The 16,625-nt window shown below is 49.4% G+C and carries 14 protein-coding genes and 1 riboswitch; of the genes, 4 read left to right on the top strand and 10 right to left on the bottom strand.

Annotation, left to right across the window (positions count from 1 at the left end):
- Position 1 precedes the first annotated feature (1 nt).
- Genes ABZR88_RS15070 through ABZR88_RS15045 form a run of 6 tightly spaced genes read right to left on the bottom strand, consistent with a single transcriptional unit; the run spans position 2 to position 5,870 of the window.
- Positions 2-805, bottom strand: coding sequence for an SDR family oxidoreductase (locus ABZR88_RS15070; protein WP_107826543.1), 804 nt, complete (start codon positions 803-805; stop codon positions 2-4).
- Entirely contained in the window at positions 805-2,148 is a 1,344-nt protein-coding gene (locus ABZR88_RS15065; protein WP_107827093.1) for an aminotransferase class III-fold pyridoxal phosphate-dependent enzyme, read from the bottom strand. Before ABZR88_RS15065 ends, ABZR88_RS15070 begins: the two co-directional genes overlap by 1 nt.
- 15 nt (positions 2,149-2,163) lie before the next feature.
- Positions 2,164-3,102 carry a transketolase family protein gene (locus tag ABZR88_RS15060; protein ID WP_245916961.1) on the bottom strand — a complete coding sequence of 313 codons (939 nt, stop codon included), beginning with the start codon at positions 3,100-3,102 and terminating at the stop codon, positions 2,164-2,166.
- The gene (locus tag ABZR88_RS15055; RefSeq protein ID WP_107826545.1) at positions 3,102-3,968 is read right to left on the bottom strand and encodes a transketolase; all 867 of its coding nucleotides are present in this window, start codon (positions 3,966-3,968) and stop codon (positions 3,102-3,104) included. Before ABZR88_RS15055 ends, ABZR88_RS15060 begins: the two co-directional genes overlap by 1 nt.
- 5 nt (positions 3,969-3,973) lie before the next feature.
- Positions 3,974-4,801 carry a glycosyltransferase family protein gene (locus tag ABZR88_RS15050; protein WP_107826546.1) on the bottom strand — a complete coding sequence of 276 codons (828 nt, stop codon included), beginning with the start codon at positions 4,799-4,801 and terminating at the stop codon, positions 3,974-3,976.
- Positions 4,802-4,814: 13 nt separating this feature from the next.
- Positions 4,815-5,870 carry a hypothetical protein gene (locus ABZR88_RS15045; protein ID WP_211309731.1) on the bottom strand — a complete coding sequence of 352 codons (1,056 nt, stop codon included), beginning with the start codon at positions 5,868-5,870 and terminating at the stop codon, positions 4,815-4,817.
- Between the two features lie 694 nt (positions 5,871-6,564).
- A riboswitch (cobalamin riboswitch) is annotated at positions 6,565-6,764 on the top strand.
- Positions 6,765-6,861: 97 nt separating this feature from the next.
- Here ABZR88_RS15045 and ABZR88_RS15040 point away from each other — a divergent pair.
- The 3 genes from ABZR88_RS15040 to ABZR88_RS15030 are packed head-to-tail and all read left to right on the top strand — an operon-like array spanning position 6,862 to position 9,281.
- Entirely contained in the window at positions 6,862-7,068 is a 207-nt protein-coding gene (locus ABZR88_RS15040; RefSeq protein WP_107826548.1) for a hypothetical protein, read from the top strand.
- Positions 7,049-7,930 (top strand): cell surface protein, encoded by an 882-nt coding sequence (locus tag ABZR88_RS15035; protein WP_107826549.1) that lies wholly within the window; start codon positions 7,049-7,051, stop codon positions 7,928-7,930. Before ABZR88_RS15040 ends, ABZR88_RS15035 begins: the two co-directional genes overlap by 20 nt.
- A gap of 22 nt (positions 7,931-7,952) precedes the next feature.
- Positions 7,953-9,281: a DUF5074 domain-containing protein gene (locus tag ABZR88_RS15030; RefSeq protein WP_107826550.1), complete on the top strand. Its 1,329-nt coding sequence runs from the start codon at positions 7,953-7,955 to the stop codon at positions 9,279-9,281.
- A 162-nt stretch (positions 9,282-9,443) separates the two neighbouring features.
- On the opposite strand, the gene ABZR88_RS15025 is transcribed toward ABZR88_RS15030, so the two are convergent.
- The 3 genes from ABZR88_RS15025 to ABZR88_RS15015 form a co-directional block, all read right to left on the bottom strand.
- On the bottom strand, positions 9,444-9,845 hold the full coding sequence (locus ABZR88_RS15025) for a DUF1398 domain-containing protein (protein ID WP_107826551.1): 402 nt from the start codon (positions 9,843-9,845) through the stop codon (positions 9,444-9,446).
- A gap of 194 nt (positions 9,846-10,039) precedes the next feature.
- Entirely contained in the window at positions 10,040-10,429 is a 390-nt protein-coding gene (locus ABZR88_RS15020; RefSeq protein WP_107826552.1) for a TraR/DksA C4-type zinc finger protein, read from the bottom strand.
- 236 nt (positions 10,430-10,665) lie between these two features.
- Positions 10,666-12,297: a glycoside hydrolase family 28 protein gene (locus tag ABZR88_RS15015; RefSeq protein WP_245916962.1), complete on the bottom strand. Its 1,632-nt coding sequence runs from the start codon at positions 12,295-12,297 to the stop codon at positions 10,666-10,668.
- A 235-nt stretch (positions 12,298-12,532) separates the two neighbouring features.
- Here ABZR88_RS15015 and ABZR88_RS15010 point away from each other — a divergent pair, with 235 nt between their 5' ends.
- Entirely contained in the window at positions 12,533-13,279 is a 747-nt protein-coding gene (locus ABZR88_RS15010) for a DUF1080 domain-containing protein (RefSeq protein ID WP_107827094.1), read from the top strand.
- Positions 13,280-13,443: 164 nt separating this feature from the next.
- On the opposite strand, the gene ABZR88_RS15005 is transcribed toward ABZR88_RS15010, so the two are convergent.
- Positions 13,444-16,266 (bottom strand): FAD-binding and (Fe-S)-binding domain-containing protein, encoded by a 2,823-nt coding sequence (locus ABZR88_RS15005; RefSeq protein WP_107826554.1) that lies wholly within the window; start codon positions 16,264-16,266, stop codon positions 13,444-13,446.
- Between the last annotated feature and the right edge of the window lie 359 nt (positions 16,267-16,625).

Below are 16,625 nucleotides of genomic sequence, written 5' to 3'. Positions count from 1 at the left end.
ATCAAATTGCTGTCCAGCCGCCATCTACCACCAGGTTAGCGCCGGTCATATAGGCCGATGCATCGCTGGCAAGGAAGATTAAGGCACCCTGGTAATCAGTAGCGTTGGCCATGCGGCCCAGTAAAGTTTTAGCTGAATATTGTTTGTTGAAATGAGCGGTTTGTCCATTCTCTACACCGCCCGGCGAGAGCGTGTTTACCCGCACCCCCTTGTTGCCCCAGTAGGCCGCCAGGAAACGGGTAAAGTTGATGACAGCGCCCTTGGTGATAGGGTAGGCGGCAGATTTATAGAAACCCTGCTCGCCGTTCTCATCGATGTAAATAGATTGATCTGGCCCCACCATGCCGTAGGTGGATGCCACGTTGATGATGCTGCCGCTGCCTTTTTCGGCCATTTTGGTGCCGAACACCTGCGAGCACAAAAACACGCCGGTAATGTTTACATCCATAGAAAGCTGCAAGGCTTCCAGCGGATAGTTCTCAAATGCCGACAGCTCTTTGGCCATTGCCGGTTTCTCGAACATGTCATTAATGGCAGCGTTGTTTACCAGTATGTCTACCGATCTGTAACGACTTAAAACCTGTTCCAGAGCGGCGCTTACAGAGTCTTTTTTGGTTACATCCATTGCCAGGCCCAGGTGTTGCTCACCCAGTTGGGCAGCCAGCGCGGTAACGCCTTGTTCGTTAACGTCGGTGGCTACTACGTTGGCGCCGGCCATGGCCAGGGCCTCGCAATGCTTGCGACCGATCAGTCCGGTTGCGCCCGTTACTACCGCTGTTTTGCCTTTTAAAGAGAAGAGCTCCATTACAGCGCAGCAGCTTTAGGTTTAATGTTATAGTTATCCACCTTGCGGAAGACGGCCTCCAATACTTCGCCTTTCAGGTAGCTTTTTACATCGCCGCTTTCAATGGCCTCTTTTACAATTGGCAGCACGGCGCGATAGGCCTCCAGCGTATAGTCGATATCCTCGTCAGTATGGCTGAAGCACATGTTGTGGAAACCGGCCCACAGAATGCCGCGCTTAATCATCTCCTGCTGCATCAGCGCTTTTACTTCCAGTCCGTTGCCGGCATCAGGGGTAAAGGTTACCATGCTGCGGCAGTTGTAGCCTACGCAGCGGGTATATTTATCCATGCCCAGTTCAATAGCCAGGGTGTTGTAACCGTGTTTTAACAGATCGCCTTTCAGATCAAGGTAAGTTGGTACGTCTTTATCGCGCAGCTCTTTGATGGTAGCCATACAAGCCGCCAGCGAAAGGGCCTCGCCGCCAAAAGTGGTGTAGCTGAATACTTCTGAATTGAACAGTTCCATTACATCAGCACGACCAGTCAACAGCGCGATAGGCATGCCATTGGCGCAGGCTTTAGAGAATACGGCTAAGTCGGCCTGTACGCCGAAGTACTCTTGCGCGCCACCCAGGGCAATGCGGAAGCCGGTCCACATTTCGTCAAAAATCAGCAGGGTGCCATTTTCGCGACAAGCCTCAGCCAGTTCATGCAGGAAGCCAGGTTTGGGCGCCTCAAAGATGAATGGCTCCAATATCAGCGCGGCAACGGTTTCGTCCAGCGCAGCTTTGATAGATTCGATATCGTTATACTGGAAAGTATAGGTCATCTCCTGAATAGCTTCAGGAATACCCGCGTTGCGACTGGTGATACCGATATACCAATCGTGCCAGCCGTGATAGCCGCAGCAAAACACTTTATCTCTGCCGGTAAAGGCACGCGCTACGCGGATGGCAGCCGAACAAACATCGGCACCGGTTTTAGAGATTTTTACGGCCTCGGCATTTGGGATCACCTGGCTAATCAGTTCAGCAACTTCAACTTCCAGCGGGTGCATTAGAGAGAAGGTGATACCGCTTTTCAGCTGTTCGGTGATGGCCTCGTCTACCGCAGGGTAGCAATAACCCAGAGAAACCGGGCCGATAGCCGCGTTGTAGTCAATATACTCGTTGCCGTCGGCATCCCACACGTGGCTGCCCTGGCCTTTGGTAATATACTTTGGAGCAACGCCTTTGGTAAACTGGCCCGGGCCTTTAGCCAGGGTTTGGGTAACCGGTTTTTGCACCTTCAGGGCGCGCTCATATAATTTGTCTGACTCGGTAATTACCGGGTAATCATTGTTCAGGTTGATGGTGTTTGACATGGTGGTCTTAATCAATTATTCTGCAAATTCATTAGCTAAAATGAGTGGCTGATCGCCTGCGGTTTGGTAGCCCAGTATGCGCTCGGCAATCTGTTTGCCGGTAAAGCCTTCATACTGCAACACATCAGGCAGCAGTGCCGGGCGGAACCATTTTTCGTTCAGCGCTATCGGTAGCACGTTGGCGGTAGTGCGGTGTTTTAATAAAGTTTCGGCAACGATGCTGTACAGGCCGCCGGTTACAAAATGATCTTCCAGGGTTACTACCAGGTCGCTGGCGGCAGCATTCAGGATGGCATTTTCGTCTACCGGTTTCAGGCTGCGCATGTTCACTACGCCAACCAACAGGCCTTCGGCTTCCAGTATTTCAGCGGCAATCATGGCCTGCTCAAACATTAGTCCGTAGGTAAGGATGGTTACGTCTTTACCGTTTGAAACCACTTCGGCTTTGCCCAGCTCAAATGGGGCGTGCACGTAATTGGTTTTGCGGGTGTTGATACGGGTATAAGCCGGATTAGGTGATGCCCAGATGGCAGGCATCATTTTCAGCAGGTCGTCTTCATCAGCAGGGGCAAACACCGTCATATTAGGGATGCCGCGCATAATGGCTACATCTTCAATAGCCTGGTGCGTGGGGCCGTTAGCATCTGAAAGAAAGCCGGGGATAAAACCGCTCAGTTTGCCTGGCAGGTTGGCAATACCCAGATCGGTACGTACAAACTCATACGCACGCATGGTTAAAAAGGCAGCCAGGGCATGAATAACCGGCGTGCGGCCGCGCAGTGCCAGACCAGCGGCAGCGCCAATCATGGTTTGCTCGGTTATACCGGTATCAATAAAGCGGTTGCCCAGTGTGGCAGGCATGTTACGCACCAGGGCGCGGTTCTCTGCGGTCATCACCACAAAGCGGTCATCGGCCCAGGCGGTTTCGGTAAGTAGTGCTTCGTAATTCATCATTAACGAACGATTAAAGTTTCAGATGTCAGTTGGGTAGTATGGTTGCCATGCAGTTCGAGCAGTAATTGATCGATCTCATCACCAGAAAAATTGCAGAACCAGCGGTCGGCACGTTCTTGTATACTGGGTAGACCTTTGCCACGCATGGTATCGGCAATGACCACGTTGGGTTTGCCCGGGTGGAAAGGGTAGGCGCTGAAAGCCTCGTGCAGGGCATCAAAGTTGTGCCCGTCTATACGTTTAACGGCGGCGCCGAAGGCAGCAAATTTATCGGCCAGTGGTTCCAGCGGAATGAGTTCTTCGGTACGGATGTTGGCCTGGAACTGGTTACGGTCAACCACAAAAATCAGGTTGTCAAGTTTATAAGCGTTGGCTACCAGCATGGCTTCCCAGCAGGTGCCCTCGTTCAACTCGCCGTCTCCTAAAATGCAGATCACTTTGTTGTTGCCGCCACGCAGTTTGATATCCATAGCCACGCCAATAGCTACCGACGGCAGGTGACCCAATGAGCCCGAATGAAACTCGATGCCCGGAATTTTGGTGTTGGGATGCCAGTAGATATGATCGTTGATAGACAGGTGGTTTTGCAAGCGCTCCGTTTCCAGAATGCCCAGCTCTGCCAGTGTGCCGTACAGCGCAGGCACGTCATGTCCTTTAGAGAGGAACAGGTAATCGCGGTTCTCGTCGTCCAGGTTATCTGCCGTGATGTTTAAAAAGTTGTTGTACAGGTAAACAATCAGGTCTACCGCAGAGAGCGAAGCGCCAATAAAACAACCGCCATCTGTAGACATGCGGATGATATGCTCGCGCACCTTAAATGCGGTAGCCGTTAGTTGTTCCGGATTATAGTTTTGAGTTGAGTCCATTCAGTTTAAATAAGTTCAATAGCGGTTTCAGGGGCATCTTTGGTTTGGTCTGTACCAACGGTTCTGAGTTCGTCAAGGTGATGGCGGTACCAGTTCACGCCGGCGTATTGGCTGTTCAGTTCGTAGATCTCGGGTTTGCGTTCTAACAGATCGAGGATATCCTGACAAGAGAAATCCTCTGCCTTTGGATACAGTTCTTCAAAAACACGTTTGACGAATTGATAGTCGGCCTCGTAATCAATGGTGAAACGGTGCGACATGGAGTAGTCCAGGCCAGTTTCCCAGGTCAGGTTACCAATGCGGAACTTGTCAGGGTTTTCCCAGATGTATGGCGTGGTATGCTCTAGCTCCAGCTGGCGGGTAGCGTTTTCCCAGGCGTTATTGAGGCAGTCCATGGTCATTACTTCCACATCATTACCGTCGGGCCAGGTAGCCGGATGCAGGTTGCTCACATAATCGAACTGGTTCTTGTGATCAAAGTAGTAGCTCAGCGTCTGATCAATAATGCGCGGATCAATCAGCGGGCAGTCTGACGGGATCTTTACCACCAGTTCGGCATTGTAAAGTTCACCTACCTCGTAGTGGCGGTCCAGCAAATTATCCAGGCTGCCACGGTAGCAGGCAACCTTCAGCTTGTGGGCCTCCTGTTCAATAATATCGTCTTCGGCTTCCTGCGAGGTGGCAATAACCACGGTTGCCGTATGGCGGATCATCAGCAAACGTCTTACCATTTGCGCCAGCAGGCTTTTACCCAGAACAGGCATCATCACCTTCCCCGGCAAACGGCTTGACGACATGCGCGCCTGAACCACTATTACAATTTTTTTAGGCATAACTTTATGTTTTTCAGCTTACCATCAGCATTTCTTCTTCTGGCAGCGGTAGGTTGTTGTATTGTTGTAGTGCGGCACTTGGATTAAAGCTTTGCTTGTTGCCCTTGTGCATCATAAATGCGCGGCACACGCTGGCAATGTTTCGGGCCGATTGTCCGCCGTTTTGCAGTGGCGCCAGCCGGTTAAGCTGATTGACATCAAACCACGAGTGCACTTTTTTGCCCAGAATGATGCCGGTATAAACAACGGTTGAGTATTGCGTAATCAGCTCGCTGCAATTGGCAATCATGTGGTTGGTGTTGCCGCTGCTATAAATAAGTGTACCAGCCGGAGCGTGTTTTTTGATCTCGGCTACCGCACGATCTACCACTTCGTTTGGGTGCAGCTTGAACAGCAGTTGCCTGCCGCCAGCAATTTTCACCGCTTCTTTAATAAAGGCGGGGCGGTTTTCATAGCGGTAGGTCTCGCGCATATCGGTAGTGGCTACCATTACATAGTCGCGGTGAGGGAAATCGTTATTCAGAAACTGGGCAACGTTATCATAGTTAGGCATGCCGGTCACGGCAATCTTGCGGCGGTCTGTACCGTTTTTGGCGAAATAGTCTTTATAACCATTAGAGGCCGCGCAGTACACATCGCAAATGTTGGATGAGCCGTTGAGCGAGGTATTACCGGTTAAGAATGATGGTAACCCGGTAGCTTTTACAATATGGCTTACGGGCGTGTAGCGGTCGGTCATGCCTTCCTGCACCCAGATGGTCTTGGTGTCGCGCATGCGGGGCGGGATGATCATATCGCTGCAGTAGACTATCAGATCATAATCATTACGACGGGCGGCATAGTCAATTTGCAGGCCATGCTTGCGCAGGTAACGCTCTGAATTAAGCTTGAAATTGCCCGCCAATATGGTGCTGTTTAACAGCGATGTGCGGCGGATAAGCTTATTTACTACCGGCGAATCGGTGAAAAGCTGGCTAAACCAGCAGTCGTACTCAGGCAACTCATCGGCAATCTGGTGCATCTGAGAGGTCTGGTTGAGGGAGCCTGTGATAAACAGAATTTTCTGCATGAAATGGATTAAAACAAATCAATTTTCTAACCGAACCGGGTCTGGCTTTTTATTGCTTTTTGCCCCGGTGTAAGAACAGAATGTTTGATAGTTTTAAAAGTAGAGTAGCCGTTTTTAGATAATGCGAAGCCTGAATTAATTAATCATTAATCAGTATAGGCTAATATTAAACAATTGAAAAATAAGCGTTCAGTTAGTGTTTAATAAGTGTAAATTATTTGATTAAATAATTGATTATTAGCTTGTTGATGTAGTGCGTGTGTCTCCGTCATTAGCTTGTAAAAACATGTGCTATGTTAAGGTTGGTTGAATAAATATTTAACATCACAACAATAAATAAAGGCGCTGTTTACAGCGGGTTTAAGGTTAGTTAATAAGAAAGGAGATTGATTGAAGCTCAAGTGAATATGTCATACTGAATATTAGAATCCCAGCAGTGGACTATAAAAGTGAAATGACAAACGAGAGGGCTGTCAGTCTGAGCTTGTCGAAGACTTGCGCGGAGAGGCCCTCCCACCGTGCTTCGACGGGGCTCAGCATGACATCCTTTTTTAACTTGTCATACTGAGCGATAGCGAAGTATCTCTGTGGATGAGCAAATAGGATGGTCCTCAGAGATGCTTCGTTCCTCAGCATGACAAAGCTGGCAATTATGGGTTATACATATCTACTTCCATTTCATCCCCAAATACCCTACCTTTGCAGCGCTTTTGGTTCCCGAACTCACGATCGGGATTAAAAGGGAATCCGGTGAGAATCCGGAACTGTCCCGCAGCTGTAAGCTTCTAAAAAACCAAGGCCCATTCAATAATGGTCACTGTTGCCGAAAGGCGGCGGGAAGACCGGGCCGAGGGGAAGCAAGTCAGAAGACCTGCCACAGCACTATAATTCATAGCTTTCGGGGATTGAAGCTGGAATGAGCATACCGTAGTGTATTATCATTTTTTAGTGATGTCTTTCTGTTTGCTGTGGGCACAAACTCACAACACGCATGAAATCATTGGTACTGGCTAAACGCTGTGGCGTTTACTGTCTGCATCTTTCTTGTTTGCCGTCGTTACCCAACGGCGGTCACTTGCTGCTGCGCAAACTCCGCGCGGTACCGGCCTTCCCGTCTTTATTTCCCGCCCAAGCTATTTCCACCCCAGCGCATTTATCCATTAACCCCACATACAATCATGAAAACACATCAACTTAATGCCTTACTCGCTATCGTATTAGCAGCCAGCCTTTTTGCAGCCTGTAAAAAAGATAAGGCTGATGACGCCGCTTTATCTACCATTCGCCCAACCACGGCCCAAAGCAACGCCTATGTAACGCAACTGATTGAGTTTAACCCGGCACCAGGACAATTCGTCAACACCACAATTTCTGATACCACCGCCGCCACCGGTACCCTAAAAACTATCCAGGGACTGGTAAGCCTGGGCGCCTGGGGCGGTTATATTACTGTTGGCTTTGACCACACCGTAATGGACCGCGACGGCCAGGCCGACTTTATTGTTTACGGTAATGCCTTTGCCTCATTTGCCGAGCCCGCTGTGATCTGGGTGATGCAAGACACCAACGGCAACGGCAAGGCTGATGATACCTGGTACGAGATACAGGGCAGCGCCTATTTTAAACCCGGCTACATCCGCAACTACAGCGTTACCTACACCCGCCCGGCTTGCGATACCTGCAGCGTGCCGTGGAAAGACAATCAGGGTAAAACCGGCGTGGTGCAAACCAACGTGTTCCATACACAGGCCTATTATCCCAAAGGCATCAAAAGCAATACGGTTACTTACACCGGCACGCTGCTGCCGTCAACTAATATCAATATGAGTAACCCCAGCTTTATTACCAGTGCCTCTTTTGATTATGGCTATGGCGATAACAGCGCAGGGGGCGACCAGATAGACATCGCCACTGCTATTGACGCAAAGGGCAACAAGGCCAATCTGAAAGGTATCGACTTTATAAAAGTGCAAACCGGCATACTGGCCAACATGGGCTGGTTGGGCGAGCAATCAACCGAGTTTACGGGCGCTGCCGATCTGAGCTTATTGAAGAAATAATCAAACACATATATTATTAAACATGAAACAATTGAACAACAACAAGGCCGCCATCTTTTTATCAGCCCTGATATTGATGACCGCAGCAGCCTGTAAGAAAAATCAGGACCTGTTGCCTGACAAACCCGCTGTTACGCTAACCAAGAACGGACTGGACACCGCAACCGTAGGCAAAGCCATCACCCTGCACCCAAAGCTGGCTGCCAAAACCGGCGTAACCTATAGCTGGACCGTCAACGGCACCCAAAAAGGCACCGACTCTACTTTTACCTATACTCCTGATACCCGCGGCGATGTGCAGATTAATTTTGCAGCTACCAATGCCGGCGGCACCACCACCAGTAAATACACCATCCACGTTTACGGAAAATATGAAAACGGTTTCTTCATAGCCAACGAGGGCTGGTTTGGGCACGGTACCGGCTCGCTGAGTTTTTATCGTTATGATACCGGCACGAAAGAAGATAGCGTGTTTACCAAAGAGAACCCTGATAAAGATCTGAACCCGGCTACCTCAACTGTGGAGTTTGCAACCGTGTTTAACGATAAGATTTACCTGTTGACCAAAGCGCATGGTCCGCTGGTAGCTATGGATCGTTATAGTTTGAAAGAAACCGGTCGTGTAGCGGCTGCATCAACATCAGACTGGCGCGCTTTTGTGGGGTTGGATAACACGCACGCACTCGTTACATCAGGTTCAGGTATCTATCCGTTGGATTTGAGCAGCATGACCGTGGGCACCAAGATCAGCACTATATCAGGCCAGATTGGCGATATTGTTAAAGCCGGTAACTACCTTTTCGTTATTTCGGCTACGCAAGGGCTGGTTGTATTAAATGCCGCCGATTACTCGGTAGTAAAAACTGTAGCAGGTATCCTGGTAGGTTTTGCCCGCACGCCAGATGGCTCGGTCTGGGCAGCAGGAGGTACGTCATTATTAAAGATCGATCCGGCTACAGCTAACGTTACTACCATCACGGTTCCGTTTACCGTTTATGGTTCATGGGCAGCATGGCACCCGGGTTCTATCGCAGCGTCTACCAAAGAGAATGCTATCTATCTTGCCAAAAATGGTTCTTTTAGCGGTGCTACTACTATTTATAAATATACCGATGGCAATGCCTCGTCGTTCACCAATCCGTTTATCACTATTGATGCAGGCAAAGAGTTGTATGGTTCAGGCGTTGGTTTTGACCCTGTTAAGAATCAGGTATTGGTAACCACGGTAAAATCGGGCTTTGGCACCAATTACGCTGTTGATGATCTGAACTTTTATGATGCCGCTACCGGCGCTTTGAAAAAAGATCTGAGTTATACCGGGTATTATTTCCCGGCGCAACTGGTGTTTTAGGGGATAGGATTACTAAACCAAACTTGTCATTGCGAGGAGCGGGAGGGATCTTTTCGATTTTTGCATCCCGTCTTATCGCTCTGAAAAGATCTCTCCCGTTGGTCGAGATGACAGTCTTTTTATTAACAGAAAAGCCATTGCTTACGAGCAATGGTTTTTCTGTTAAATATAATCCTCTTCCGGTATTGGCTCAATCACCATGTTATTACCGTTAACATCTTGATAAATACAGGCCATCTGTACCGTATCAATTACCCATTGTTTCACCCCAGACGCTGCGGCCTGGGTGCAGAAGGTAAGGAAATCAGTTTGTCCCTGCTGATGAATGGCGATGGTATAGCGAAGCTGATCTGCCAGGGCTTCTGAATTGATAGTTTTGGGCGGGTAGATGGCTGGGGCACTCACCTGGTGGCCATTTGCACCGTAATAGGTGGTAGAACCATCGGCAAGGTTATAAACGTAGGTGATCAGTCCTAATGCCTTAATTTCTTGAATGTAGCGCGGAAAGTCTGCTCCGCTTTTTACTTTGGCGTGTGCCGCTTTTAGTTGCTCTAAGGTAAACATGTGTTTGTTGCTGCTGTTGTCTAAGATAGCGGTTTTGCAGATTGGTTTTCGTCAAAATTCATGGCCGCCTCATTTATGGGGCGGCCATGTGGTGACAATATAAAGGCTTTAGCCCCCAACGCTTGATGGTTAGACTAAAGCCATTTATATGATGTTGTGTCATAATCCGTCGACTAAAGCTAACGGCAATCAATTTATTGCTTTTGCTTGGCTTCCATGCTTAGCGTGGTGTGCGGCACGGCCATCAGGCGTTCTTTAGGTATAAGGTTGCCAGTTACACGGCAAATGCCATAGGTTTTATTTTCAATGCGCCCAAGTGCAGCCTCCAGTTGGTTAATGAATTGTTTTTGACGGGCAGCCATTTGGTACATGGTTTCTTTTTCCAGCGTAGCCGAGCCATCTTCCAGCGATTGGTAGGCACCGCCATCATCGCTACCACCGTTTTCGCTATTGCTTACCGATGCCAGCAGCGATTCCATATCCTGCCTGGCGGCCGCAATTTTTGATAAGATCAGTTGCTTAAAGTTTTCCAGGGCCTTGTCTGAATAACGGAAGGTATTTTGCGCTGTATTTTGATCATTCATGCTCCCTAAACACGAGATACAGCGAATGGTTTTACCGTTTTGCTCACTTAAAAGTCAATTTGATGAGTTTTAGGGTGATAAAATAGATAACTATTAACGCTGATGATTTTTATAGCTATTTGTCATACAGCGGTAGCGAAGTATAAAAAAAAGAGCCACAAATTTGTGGCTCTATAGATCTGATCCGGAACACGCTATTCCGTAAATTCTAAAAATCTTAAAATCCTGGTTCAGAATTATTTCTTAAGCCAGCTGGCTTGTGCCCAGTTTTTCGGTTTAGCCGGCGTACAATCAATAAAGCGAATGTTATCTGCCTGCGGACCGTCAACCAGGGTGGTTACCTGCTTGTTGGGGTTATCAATTTTTACATGATCAAAAGTAATGTTGCGGCCATCAAGCACGGTAATGAGCGTGTCTTTAGTGTGCACGGTGGTGTTTTTAATCAATACGTTGGTCAAGTCACTGGCCTTGATGAGCGATTTACAGTTGATCTCCACGTTCTCCACCTTCAAGTTTGTTACCGGCGATTCTGGGATACCTTTAATGTTCAGGAAATAGTTGGCATTATCTACCACAATATCTTTAGCGGTGATGTTGCGGTAAACCGGTGTCAGCTTATTGATCGGGCGCACCGGCAGGCGATCTGCCAGCTCACCTACATAAGCACGGCCACCCAGCATATCAAAGCGGAAGGCGTCGCCGGGTACATTTAAACGAATGCGCTCGTAGATCAGGTTATCGCCGCCGCCACCACGTGGTCTGCGGGTTTTGAATGACATGCCTACGCTGGTGCCATTAAACACACAATCGTGCACATACAGGTTTCTGATCATACCGGCTGTTTCGCTGCCACAGGTAACGGCGCCCACGCCTTTTTTTGACAGGCAATAGCGCACCACAATGTTCTCGCAAGGCCTGTTTACGCGCATCCCGTCTTCATTACGGCCACCTTTAATGGTAAAGCAATCGTCGCCGTTGCTTAGGGTACAATATTCTACCAGTACGTTGCGCGATGATTGCACGTCTATACCATCCGTGCGGCCATTGCCGGTAGAGTTTACCGTTATACCGCGAATAATCACGCCATCACAATAAATCGGTACAATATTCCAGAACAGGGTATTGTTAATGGTAACACCCTCTATATAAACATTTTTGCAGTTAATAGGTGAGATACACATCGGCAAAAAGATAGGGCTGCCGTTGTAGCCTTCATAAACACGCTCGGCCACAGGCTTATTGGCAGACACTACGTTCTCTACCACACCGCCTTTCATTACTTGTCTTTTAACCGTACCATCGCCGGGGCCAATAATTTTGCCTTTGCCGGTTACGGCAATGTTCTGTTGTTCGTTCGCGTAGATCATGGCGCCTAACGACATTACTTCCACGCCCTCGCTCAGCGAAAAAACTGCTGGCCGGTAATCTTCCACATCGGCACTAAACTGTAATTCAGCGCCCTCATCCAGGTGCAGGTTAACGTTGCTTTTCAGCGCAATGCGTCCGGTTTTCCAGGCCCCTGCGGGGATGATAACTGTACCGCCACCGCGTTTGCTCACCTCGTCAATCGTCGCCTGAATCTCTTTGGTGGTAATGGCATCTTTCTTAGCGCCTCTGTCGGCAATGTTTAAAGAAAACTTTGGGAATACCGGTTTCTTAAAAACAGGCATCGGGAAGGGGGCCTTTACCGGGGCAATAGCATCCGGTAATTTGTCGGCGCCTACCTGGTCGGCAGTTGGTATTTTGCCGGTAGATGAATCATCGGGCTTTAAGGCCATTGTAGCAAGGGCCAACAGCGATGCGGCGCAAAAAACAGCTGTTTTGCAGAACAGGCTGCTCATTAATTTAGGTAATCTATTATTGGTCATGGTTGGCCAAAAGTAGCAAAATAAGGGTAGGGGGATTGAGCTGAATGCCTGATTATCTGCTTTATCTCAGATTCTTTACAAAGCGCAGGGCCATGAGCAGAACCACTGGGATGCAGAAATCAGTATCTTAGATTTTATTAAATCGCTTTCGTCATTCTCATAATTTAATTAGAAATTAGGGTCGATGCCGGACAGCCGCGCAACCATTTATAAACCAAAAACTTTAACTGCTATCATGAAAATTACCAGGTCGTTAACGCTGGCTTTGCTGCTGGCTGCATCGGGCATAGGTGCTGCCAATGCGCAACAACCCAATATCTTAACCAAACAGGAAAAAACCGAGGGCTTTAAAATGTTGTGGGACGGCAAAACCGGCAACGGCTGGCGTGGCATCTTTAAAGATCAGTTCCCGGCTAAAGGCTGGACTATAAAGAACGGCATCCTCACCATCCAGGCGTCTAACGGGCACGAGGAAGGCCTGGGCGGCGATATTGTTACCCGGAAAGAGTACAAAGCTTTTATCCTCAAGTTTGATTTTAAGCTCACTGAAGGGGCCAACAGCGGCGTTAAATATTTTGTAACCGAGAAAGAAAAGACCGAGCTCTCCGGCATCGGTCTGGAATATCAGGTATTGGACGATGAGCGCCACCCCGACGCCAAACTGGGCCGTGACGGCGACCGCAAACTGGCCTCGCTCTATGATCTCATCCCATCCAACAAACCAGCCTCAGTCATCAAACCGATTGGCGAGTGGAACACCGGCGAGATCCGCGTTTATCCAAATAACCATGTAGAACACTGGCTTAACGGTGTTAAAGTACTGGAGTATGAAAGAGGTTCAAAAAAGTTTGAAGACCTGGTGGCTATCAGCAAATTTCAAAAATGGGAGAACTTCGGCATAGCGCCGCAAGGGCATATCCTGCTACAGGATCACGGTAATACGGTGTCTTATCGAAATATTAAGATCAAGGAGCTGAACTAGAAAACATGTCATACTGAGCGATAGCGAAGTATCTCTGAGGACAGTCCTAACTGTTTGTCCTCAGAGATGCTTCGTTCCTCAGCATGACACGATTGATAAAAAGATGGGTGTCATCCTGAGCCCCGTCGAAGGGCGTGAAGGCCAAAATAGTCGGGCAGTTTTGCCTATCCCTTCGTACCCAAACACTTCTCTGCCAAAAACAAAATAGACTGATAATCCTGCCCGGTAGCGTCTGATAACGCCAACTCGCATGGTCTGGAAGTGGAGTAATAACCGCTACAGCCCTGAGGTACATCGGCAGCCTCTTTAGTAGTGGCGCTGTGCGTCAGTTCAGGGAACAAAAAGCCACGATCGCCAGCCATGCCGCAGCAACCAGAGTTTGGCGGTACGATGACTTCATCGGCCAGTTGGGCGGCCACTTTGGCCAGTAAACCATCCTGTCCCATTTTTACTGATGCACAAACCGGGTGCAGTACCACGCGCTCGGCTTTTTTAATGGGGCCGCCATGTGGTAAAATATAGCGTTGCAGGTACTCGGTGCTATCCAGAAAAACCAGTTTGTCATAGCGCTCGCGGTTCTCGTCATTAAGTGTAGCGCGGCAGTGGCGCAGGGTGTAGGTGCATGAGCTTACATCAAGCACAACGGGTACTTCGCCGTTTTTGCTGATCTCATATAATTTACTGATGGCTTGATTTGCTTTATAGGCCGAGGCTTCCGGGTAACCTTTAGAGCCGAATGCCTGCCCGCAGCAAAGTGAATCATGCTGATTGGGGATTAATACTTGATAACCGGCTTTTTCTGATAGCCGGACAAAAGTTGCCGACAGGTCTTCGCCCGGTGTACCCATTACCCGACCGATACATGATGGAAAGAAGATCACCTCACCACGCATGTTTACAGGTTGCGCCACCAATTTGATATTGCCGGATGCCGGCGTTAACCGACGGTTCCACACCGGTATGGCCGACCATAGTTTATGCAGGCTGCTGGTCATGCTCTCCAGATTTTTACCGCCCAATATTTTACCAGCCAGATGCCCTGAGGTTACCCCCGTACGCACCAGCGCTGTTGTTACTTTAAATTGTTTGGCCGCACGCAAAGCCACCCATTGCGAGAAACGACTGTTCTTGCGGGCACGCAGACGTTTTACCAAATCGCCGGTATTGATATCAACCGGGCAGGTGGTGGCGCACATGCCGTCTACCGCACAGGTATCCAGGCCGTCATACTGATATTGTTGCGTCAGCTCATCATAAGCTTTGCGATCGCCCTCCCGTTCATAACGGCTCAGCGCCCGGCGGATCACAATGCGCTGGCGCGGGGTAAGCGTTAAATCGCGACTAGGGCAACGGTGTTCGCAAAAGCCACATTCAATACAGCGGTCGGCTTCGGGCTCTATCGGGTCAAGGCGTTTCAGGTTGTGCAGGTGAGCTTCTGGATCTGGGTTGATGATTACGCCCGGGTTCAGCAAGCCGTCCGGGTCGGCCAGCTCTTTGAGCGATGCCATAATGCGGTAAGCCTCGGTGCCCCACTCGGCCTCCACAAATGGCGCCATGTTGCGGCCGGTGCCATGCTCGGCCTTTAAAGAACCATCATAGCGCTCCAGTACCAGGGCAACCACTTCATCCATCATCGCTTTGTAGCGGGCAACTTCAGATGGGGTATCCAGTGTTTGTGTAACCACAAAGTGAATATTCCCCTCGCGGGCATGACCGAAGATAATGGCATTGGTATAACCGTGATTAGCCAGTAGGCGCTGCAGGTCTGTAATAGCCGGACCTAAGCGCTCGGGCGGGAAAGCAATATCTTCCAGTATCACACTCGTGCCGCTTTTGCGCACCGCACCAACCGAAGGGAACATGCCTTTGCGGATTTTCCACAGCGCGGCAATTTCGTAGGCATCGGTAGTAAGGTTGGCTGGATGAAGCAGGTCGAGTTGTGGCAACAGTTCTTCAAACTTTTCAACCAGTGCTTTAAGACTTTCAGGTGTATCCTGCTGAAACTCTACCAGCAGGGCAGCCGCGCCATCAGGCAGGGTAGCTATTTGCGGTGGCACACCGGCCTGATGTTCTACCGAACGCAGGGCAGGGCGGTCCATCAGTTCAATGGCGGCAGCCCCGGCGTTAGTCAGCGGAACAATAGCACTACAAGCGTGTTCAATATCGCGGAAGAAACAAACGCCCGTGGCTTTATGCGGCTGATCTGGAATGGTGTTGAGCACGGCTTCGGCAATAAAGCCCAGTGTACCTTCGGCACCAATCATTAAATGCGCCAGGATATCCAGTGGTTCCTGGTGATCTATAAATGCGTTGAGGGCATAGCCCACCGTGTTTTTTAAACGGTATTTACGGCGAATGCGGTTTTGCAGCTCCGTATCGGCAGCAATCTGATCGCGCCATAATAGCAGCTGGTGGTAAAGCGCCCCGCACTCACGGCGAAAGCGTTCGTGGTCCTCAGGCAGCGCCGTGTTAAATGATTGCCCGGTAGGCAGCATAAACTTGATAGAAGCCATGGTATGGTAGGCGTTATCGCGCACACCACAACACATGCCGCTGGCGTTGTTGGAGAGAATGCCGCCCATCATGGCCGCGTCTATACTTGCAGGGTCTGGTCCAATCTTGCGCCCGTGGGGTTTTAGCACCTTGTTTACCAGGCCCCCTGTTACGCCAGGTTGTACGCGCACACGCTTGCCGCCGTCTTCAATCCGCACGCTGCGCCAGTACCGGCTCACATCAACCAGCAGGCCATCGGTAATAGCCTGCCCCGACAAACTGGTGCCACCCGCCCTGAACACCAAAGGCATGCGGTGTTGCGCCGAAAAATGGAACAGCTGGCGCACCTCATCCTCAGTAGCCGGCAATACTACCGCCTGGGGAATGAGTTGGTAAAAGCTGGCATCGGCTGCGGCGGCTAAGCGGTCTATCAGTCGGGTTTTGATACTATCGGCGGGCAAAATGGCCCCAAGGAGCTGGTCAATATTCTTCATGTCTTAACAGACGCTATCAGTAACAACACTAAAGCAGTGCAACAGCGAATTTATTGAAATAATTGGCGTTTAGCTAATTGCTTTGTTGATTTGGTTTGTAAGGTGTTGATTTTTTGGATGATAGCTATGTGGTTTTCACCCAACTCCTTTCCGAAAAGTAATAGCCCATGATCAGACAGTAGATGTTTTCACATGCCGCTCCTACTGAGCTCAGTTACCATTGGTAACGGCTTGCTATTAACATATCGTCCCTCTGGGACTAGGTCTGCACTATAGCTCCGTTAGGAGCGAAATGTTAATAGCCTACATCTTAAACAAAATAGAGCTCCATAGGAGCGGCATGTTCAAGCATAAATTGC

Source organism: Mucilaginibacter yixingensis, assembly GCF_041080815.1.
GTDB classification, from domain to species: domain Bacteria; phylum Bacteroidota; class Bacteroidia; order Sphingobacteriales; family Sphingobacteriaceae; genus Mucilaginibacter; species Mucilaginibacter yixingensis.
This window is presented reverse-complemented; position numbering and strand designations above follow the sequence as displayed.